Source organism: Catellatospora sp. NPDC049609 (assembly GCF_040675365.1).
GTDB lineage: Bacteria > Actinomycetota > Actinomycetes > Mycobacteriales > Micromonosporaceae > Catellatospora.
The window spans coordinates 1-5938 of record NZ_JBFAOU010000297.1 but is presented as its reverse complement, the minus strand read 5'-3'; the positions used below and the strand labels follow the sequence as shown (position 1 = coordinate 5938).

General features: G+C 69.0%; 8 protein-coding genes, 1 tRNA gene and 1 pseudogene. 4 read left to right on the top strand and 6 right to left on the bottom strand.

Annotated elements, in window-relative coordinates; translation table 11 throughout:
• Positions 1–132: 132 nt before the first annotated feature.
• Positions 133–849 carry a hypothetical protein gene (locus tag AB0J67_RS38735; RefSeq protein ID WP_363490419.1) on the top strand — a complete coding sequence of 239 codons (717 nt, stop codon included), beginning with the start codon at positions 133–135 and terminating at the stop codon, positions 847–849.
• A 54-nt stretch (positions 850–903) separates the two neighbouring features.
• Positions 904–1167, top strand: coding sequence for a hypothetical protein (locus AB0J67_RS38730; protein WP_363490417.1), 264 nt, complete (start codon positions 904–906; stop codon positions 1165–1167).
• A 122-nt stretch (positions 1168–1289) separates the two neighbouring features.
• Here the strand turns inward: AB0J67_RS38730 and AB0J67_RS38725 are convergent.
• The 3 genes and pseudogenes from AB0J67_RS38725 to AB0J67_RS38715 form a co-directional block, all read right to left on the bottom strand.
• Positions 1290–1400, bottom strand: a pseudogene (locus tag AB0J67_RS38725) (aquaporin family protein); the annotation flags it as partial.
• A 153-nt stretch (positions 1401–1553) separates the two neighbouring features.
• The gene (locus AB0J67_RS38720; protein ID WP_363490415.1) at positions 1554–2423 is read right to left on the bottom strand and encodes a hypothetical protein; all 870 of its coding nucleotides are present in this window, start codon (positions 2421–2423) and stop codon (positions 1554–1556) included.
• A 93-nt stretch (positions 2424–2516) separates the two neighbouring features.
• Positions 2517–3419, bottom strand: a complete 903-nt coding sequence (locus AB0J67_RS38715; RefSeq protein ID WP_363490413.1) for an alpha/beta fold hydrolase — start codon at positions 3417–3419, stop codon at positions 2517–2519.
• Positions 3420–3967: 548 nt separating this feature from the next.
• Here AB0J67_RS38715 and AB0J67_RS38710 point away from each other — a divergent pair.
• Positions 3968–4624 (top strand): RDD family protein, encoded by a 657-nt coding sequence (locus AB0J67_RS38710; protein ID WP_363490411.1) that lies wholly within the window; start codon positions 3968–3970, stop codon positions 4622–4624.
• Positions 4625–4636: 12 nt separating this feature from the next.
• Positions 4637–4903, top strand: coding sequence for a helix-turn-helix domain-containing protein (locus AB0J67_RS38705; protein ID WP_363490409.1), 267 nt, complete (start codon positions 4637–4639; stop codon positions 4901–4903).
• 10 nt (positions 4904–4913) lie between these two features.
• Here the strand turns inward: AB0J67_RS38705 and AB0J67_RS38700 are convergent, their stop codons facing one another.
• From AB0J67_RS38700 to AB0J67_RS38690, 3 genes are all read right to left on the bottom strand, one after another.
• Positions 4914–5243 (bottom strand): hypothetical protein, encoded by a 330-nt coding sequence (locus tag AB0J67_RS38700; RefSeq protein WP_363490407.1) that lies wholly within the window; start codon positions 5241–5243, stop codon positions 4914–4916.
• 70 nt (positions 5244–5313) lie between these two features.
• Positions 5314–5386 (bottom strand) — tRNA-Leu (locus AB0J67_RS38695).
• 95 nt (positions 5387–5481) lie between these two features.
• On the bottom strand, positions 5482–5856 hold the full coding sequence (locus AB0J67_RS38690; protein WP_363490405.1) for a hypothetical protein: 375 nt from the start codon (positions 5854–5856) through the stop codon (positions 5482–5484).
• Positions 5857–5938: the final 82 nt, after the last annotated feature.

Here is a 5938-nt window from a genome sequence, read left to right as displayed (position 1 = left end):
GGTGATCTTTGTGTCTCAGCAACACTGATGATCACGCCAAGGCCGCTCACTGTCCACAGTGCACACAGAGATCCCCGGCCGTAGCAGCAGCTAATCGGCCGGGGAGGTTAAACGACAAGCTAGATTCTGTACGTGAATTCATGTTTACGCGCATCGGCGCCGCTGCGCCTGTCCTGCCTGATCCTCGTGTTCGGACTCGCCGCCTGCGGCAGCACCGGCCCGGCCCTCGTCCCGGCGCCCTCGGCGGCGCCTTCGGCAGTTGACGGCCCGAGCGCGGCAGCTTCGGCGTCCCCGGCCGCCACGTGTGGGGTGTTCCCGGCCGACAGCATCTGGCGAGCGGAGGTGTCCAAGCTGCCGCTGCACCGCTCGTCGGCCGCGTACGTCGACAGCATCGGCGCGACCAGGCGCATGCATCCCGATTTCGGCGAAGGCCTGTGGGACGGAGCACCGATCGGCATCCCGGTCACCACCGTCAAGCCCGGCCAGAAGACTGTCAAGGTCAGCTTCGAGTACGCGGGCGAGAGCGACAAGGGCCCGTACCCGATCCCCGCCGACGCGAAGGTCGAGGGCGGGCGCGGCAGCGACGGCGACCGGCACGTCATCGTCTACGACCCGGCCGCCTGCAAGGTGTACGAACTGTACGCCGCCTACCCGGCGGGCTCCGGCTGGAAGGCCGGCTCCGGTGCGATCTTCGACCTGCGGTCCAACAAGCTGCGCCCAGCGGGCTGGACCTCGGCCGACGCGGCAGGGCTGTCGATCTTCGCGGGGCTGGTCCGCTACGAGGAGGTCGCCGCCGGGCGCATCACCCACGCGCTGCGCATCACCGTCCCGCGCTCGCGCGACGCCTAAGTGTGGCCCGCACGACACGCCGCGTCCAGCTCCTCGGATCCGAACCTGCCGCCGATGGGTCTGCGGCTGCGACTGAAGGCCAGTGTGAACACCTCGAAGATGCCCAAGCAGGCACGCGTCATCGCCGAGGCGATGAAGACTTACGGCGTCATAGTGGCCGACAACGGCTCGCCCTGGTACCTGACCGGCACGTCGGACCAGCGCTGGTCCAACGAAGCGCTGCGCGCACTGAAGAACCTGCAGGGCTCCGACTTCGAGGCCGTCGACACCTCCGGCCTGATGCTCTCGAAGAACTCCGGCGCAGCCCGCGCCCGGTGAACCTCCCGAGATGTGGGCACCGCAGATATGGGCACCGCGAAGGCATCACGGGGGAGGGGCCGCGGTCATGGTGATGGTGACCGTCTGCGGCCAGCGCGGCGGCCGGGCTGCGCGCCGCGCGACAGACCACCGGCGGTCAGGCCACCACCGGAACGGCGGTGCAACCGCCAGTCCGCCAGGGTCACCACCGGGTTGAAGTGTGCACCCGACACGGGGCCGAAGATCAGGATCAGTACGGTCATCCGAGCACCGTGGCGGTGGAGTTCGGGCCCGTACAACTCGGTGCGCGCATGTACGAGGCTCGAGTGCAGGCTCCACCGCCCGGACGTAAAATGATCTTGCTTAACGCCAGTTCGGCGAACGTTAGTCCTCAAGCGCCTCGTTCATCATGGTCCGCATGATGCGGTCGACATCGCCGCGCGCCGTGGAGTGCTCGCCGCCGCCCGTACCGCCGCCACGAGCTGTGTCGTGGCCATCGCGGCGGTCAGTGCCGACATCACGTCGTCCGGCACCGCATCTTCCACGAACTCGATGTTCACCATGTCCTGCCCCGCGCAGCCGCACGGGGCGCGCAGGTAGACCTCATCGGTCTCGTCCGGGTCGTCAGGCCGGGTGAACGCCTGGTTGGCGTTCCACGTGCGGCCCTGGCAGGAGGGGCAGCGCTCCTGGTCCCAGTAGTCGGTGTCTTCGTCGTCGGCAGGGTCCCAGTCGATGTGCCGCGATGGCGCACAGGTGTCGTGGGCTGCCTGGCCGCAGCCACCACACACTAGGCACAGCAGGTCGACGAGGATCTGGACCGAATCACCGGCGTTCATGATGAACTGCTCGCCGGTCACACCGCGGCCCTGGCACGCCGGGCATCGGCCGCCGGGTCGGTGACGGCCTCGGGCACGGGCAGGTAACTGGTCCTCCGCACGCCGTACCGAACCTGCCGGCCTGGCAGGCGGCGCTCCAAGGTCAGCCACGATCGGACGGATGGGTAGGCGGCGGGGGCCGGGCCGGCGGGGCGACGCCATGATCGCCACTGCCAGACCCCCCCGCTCGTCGGTACCGGTCTGAAGGCAGAACGTCATGATGGCTCTGGGATCCGGGCGGAAAGGATCGACGTCAGTTCGCGGCAGGCTCCAGGCGAGCCATCGCGCAACGGCGGTCGCGTGCTCCGGATGCGCATGGGTGAACGCTTGCGCCTGTGTGATCAGTTCCAGGCGATCGATTGCCACGCAGCGATCATGCCCCACGAATGCGACGTCGAACATGGCGGGAGCGAGCGCCGGTCACTCCTAGTGGTCTCGCCAGGCACGGCGGCCGCCGCCCGGAGATGCTCGTTTCCGATACAGCCGCTCGATTTCTCAGCCTCGTGCCTCAACCTCCCGCCAGAAGGCGTCGACACGGGCGTTCCACTCCTGCGGGATCTCCTGGAAGGGCTGGTGGCCCTCCTCCTCCATGACCTCGAACCGGGCGCCGGGGATCAGCTCGGCGACGGCGCGGCCGAGCGGCGGACGTGCGGTCGAGTCCTGGCCGCCGGCGAGGACGAGAGTCGGGGCGGTGATCTGCGGCAGTCGGTCGGTCGTGTCGTGATCGAGGAAGGCGTCGAGGTAGCGCTGCAAGTCTGCGGCCCTCTGCTTATGCGGGAACGCGAGAACCTCGTCGATGAACTGGGCGACGGTCCCGTCGTTGTGGGCCCGCGCCGTGTAGATGTCGAGGAAGAACGCCTCGAGGAACGCGCGCTCGCTCGGGGCGGACTCGACAAGCCAGCGGGCGAAAGCGCCCCAGGATCGAAGGTAGGTATCTGGCACCGGCCAGGTGCTCTGCAGGACCAGGCTGCGGACCAGCTCCGGGTGCCGGAGCGCCAACTCCTGGGCGATGATGCTGCCCCCAGAGAACCCGGCGACGTGGGCAGAGGCAACGCCGAGCGCCCGCAGGACCTGGGCCGCATCATCCGCCATCATCTCGACGGAGACTGGACCCTCGGGCATCGCCGTTCGACCTGCCCCGCGGTTGTCGAAGGCGATTAGGCGATAGCGATCGGCGAGCCCGTCGAGCTGGAACTGCCACGACTCCACGGTGTCGCCCGCTCCGCCAATTAGCAGGACATTCGGTCCTTGGCCGACCTGATCAGTCCAGATTTCCAAGTCACCGGGACGTACGTGCTCCCCCACTCTAACCCCCCATCCGGTCGCCGATACCAGCGCGAGCACGCCTTCGGCGAAGTTGTAGCCGATGCATAAATGGGTTAAGCCGTCCTGCCGCACGACCGCGGCCGCTCCGCCTACTACCTGGCGTCTCAGTTCTACTCTCAGTTGCCACCGTTCGTCGCCGTTCTCGCACGACCGACGCCTCGGTTGCTCCGTTCAACGCAGCGGAGGACGACCAAGAGCGGGGGCTGTCCGAGTAAGGGGCGTCCGCCAGTAGGTGGCGAGCACCCACGGGCACCTCGCAGATGCTGGCCACCACCCGCGACCTCGGCCGGGCCGCCGCCGCACACCTCATCGTCGCCGACGCCCGACGACTGCCACTGGCAGGCGCCAGTCTCGATTCGCGTCCGTGTCCTGACCCGGGAAGCGTTGGAAGGGTCGGCGGCGACGGGATGGCCGCCAGCAACTCGGGGAGCGCCTTGGAGAGAGTGGTCCGGGAGCCCTGAGCAGCTTCGACGATCGATCCCGGAGGCTCCACGCCTTGGCATTCGAGTGATGATGGGGCCTCCGCCGCAACACCAAGAGCCCCGGCCATCGGCCGGGGCTCTTGGTGTTGCCGCCCGAGGGGACCGACCCCGCTGCGAGGACGTGGGAGGATGCCGCGCATGGTAGCCCTCTCCCCCTCCTCACCCGCGCCCCCGCAGGGCCCGCACTCCCCGTGGTCGGGGCAGCCGACCGGCTGGGTCCCCCCGCCGCCTCCGCCCGGCGCCTGGCATCCGGCGTTGGCGCCGGCCGCGCCGAACGGGCAGCCGCTGGCGGGCTTCGCCGACCGGCTGCTGGCATACCTGATCGACGGCGCGCTGGGCTCGGTGGTCAGCCTTGTGATCATGGTGCCGCTGATGTTCGTCTGGGTGTCCCGCCTCATGGCGCAGGTGCAGGCGCAGCCGGACGTCTACGGCGACCCCTCCCATCAGCCCACGCTGGGGGAGATGTGGTCCGTGGTGGGCCCGTTGATGGGTGTCTTCGCGCTGGCCATGGGCCTGTCGGTCCTCTTCGCGTACACCTACTACGTGGAGTACCAGTACCGTAAGGGCGGCCAGACCCTCGGCAAGAAGGCCATGAAGATCCGCGTGGTGCCGGTGGACCCGGCCGGAACGCTGACCCGCGGCGCGCTGACCAAGCGCTGGGGGGTAGAGCGCCTGCTCGGCACGTGCGTTCCGCTCTTCGTCTACCTCGACGGGTTCTGGCAGCTGTGGGACAAACCGCTTCAACAGTGCCTGCATGACAAGGCGGCGCAGACCGTCGTGGTGAAGGTCGGTTAGGAGACCACCTGGTTGCGAGGCCTCCTCCGCCAGCAAAGAGCCCCGCCATCGGGTACGCGGCCCTCCTCGGCCACCCGGCGCAGCGCCGGGGACGAGCGCCGGGCGTTCGGCGAGGACCTGGTCCGGCGTTACACAGCGGATGAATACATCCGGGCGCTGGCCGCAGCGACGGGGCGCTCGTATGGGTTCATCCACCAGATGCTCGTCGAAGCCGGGGTGCAGTTGCGCAGGCGCGGCGGCAGCCGCCGGCGCAATGCCGCCCAGTCCAGCGAGGGCTGACCGGCCTGCGTCAGCGGCTCGGGGCCCGCAGGACGACCTGCTCGTAGGCCCGCCCGGCGGCCGTCTGCTTCGGTGTGGCCGGGCCGGTGCCCAGGACCTGCCGGGCCAGCGGGCAGACCCTGGTGACAGCCGTCCGGCCGGTGCCTGGCACCGGGCGGGTCTGCAGGAAGCCGGCGTCGCGCAGCGTGTCCAGCGATGCCGCGACCTCGTCACGGCTCAGGTTGAGCACGGTGGCGCAGGCGTCGAGGTCCACGGTGTCGGCGCCGCGGTCGGCGTCGGCCACGACTGCGGCCAGTACGGGCCGGTGCTGGGTGTGCCACCGGGTGTTGATGGTGTCCATGATCGGTACAACGCCCCTGGCACGACGGCGACACTTCCCAGGCGTGGCGTCGGTGCCGCTTGCGCTGATGTGGGGCCGGCGGGATTCGAACCCGCACTGACGCGGTTTTAAGCCGTGTGCCTCTGCCGTTGGGCTACGGCCCCGCAGCGCCAGACTCCCAGCGTCGGCGATCTTGAGTGCTAGCAGCTGGCTGCGACCGCGATCGGCGGCGGCGAGCACCTGGTGGCCGTCTCGCCGATCACCACAGCTCGAGCGGCTCCAGCTCGTCATCGTCGCCGTCGAACGGGTCCTCGCCCTCATCATCGGCGTACAAATCGGGGTATCGCCGGGGATCGGGACCGTCGTCCCACGCGGGGTACTCCTTGGCCGGCCAGCGGTGCCGGTCCTCGGCGACCGACACGGCGCCCCGGATGCCGTCCAGCCGCAGATCGTCGTTCACCGGCTCGAAGTTCTCATCATAGACCACGAAGCGCCCCCGGTGAAGCGCCAGGCGCAGCACGTCGGCATCGTTGGCGGTGACCACCTTGGTGATCTCGGTGTTCGCGCCGTTCTCGTCAGCCTCGACCCGTACGAACACCGCAGCCTCGTACAGGACCCAGCGCACTGAGGTCATTTCATCCTGATAGATGTGGATGTCTCAGGTTGATCAACTGGGCGTGGGGATGCGGGCCGTGAAGTGAAGCTCCCGATAGGAC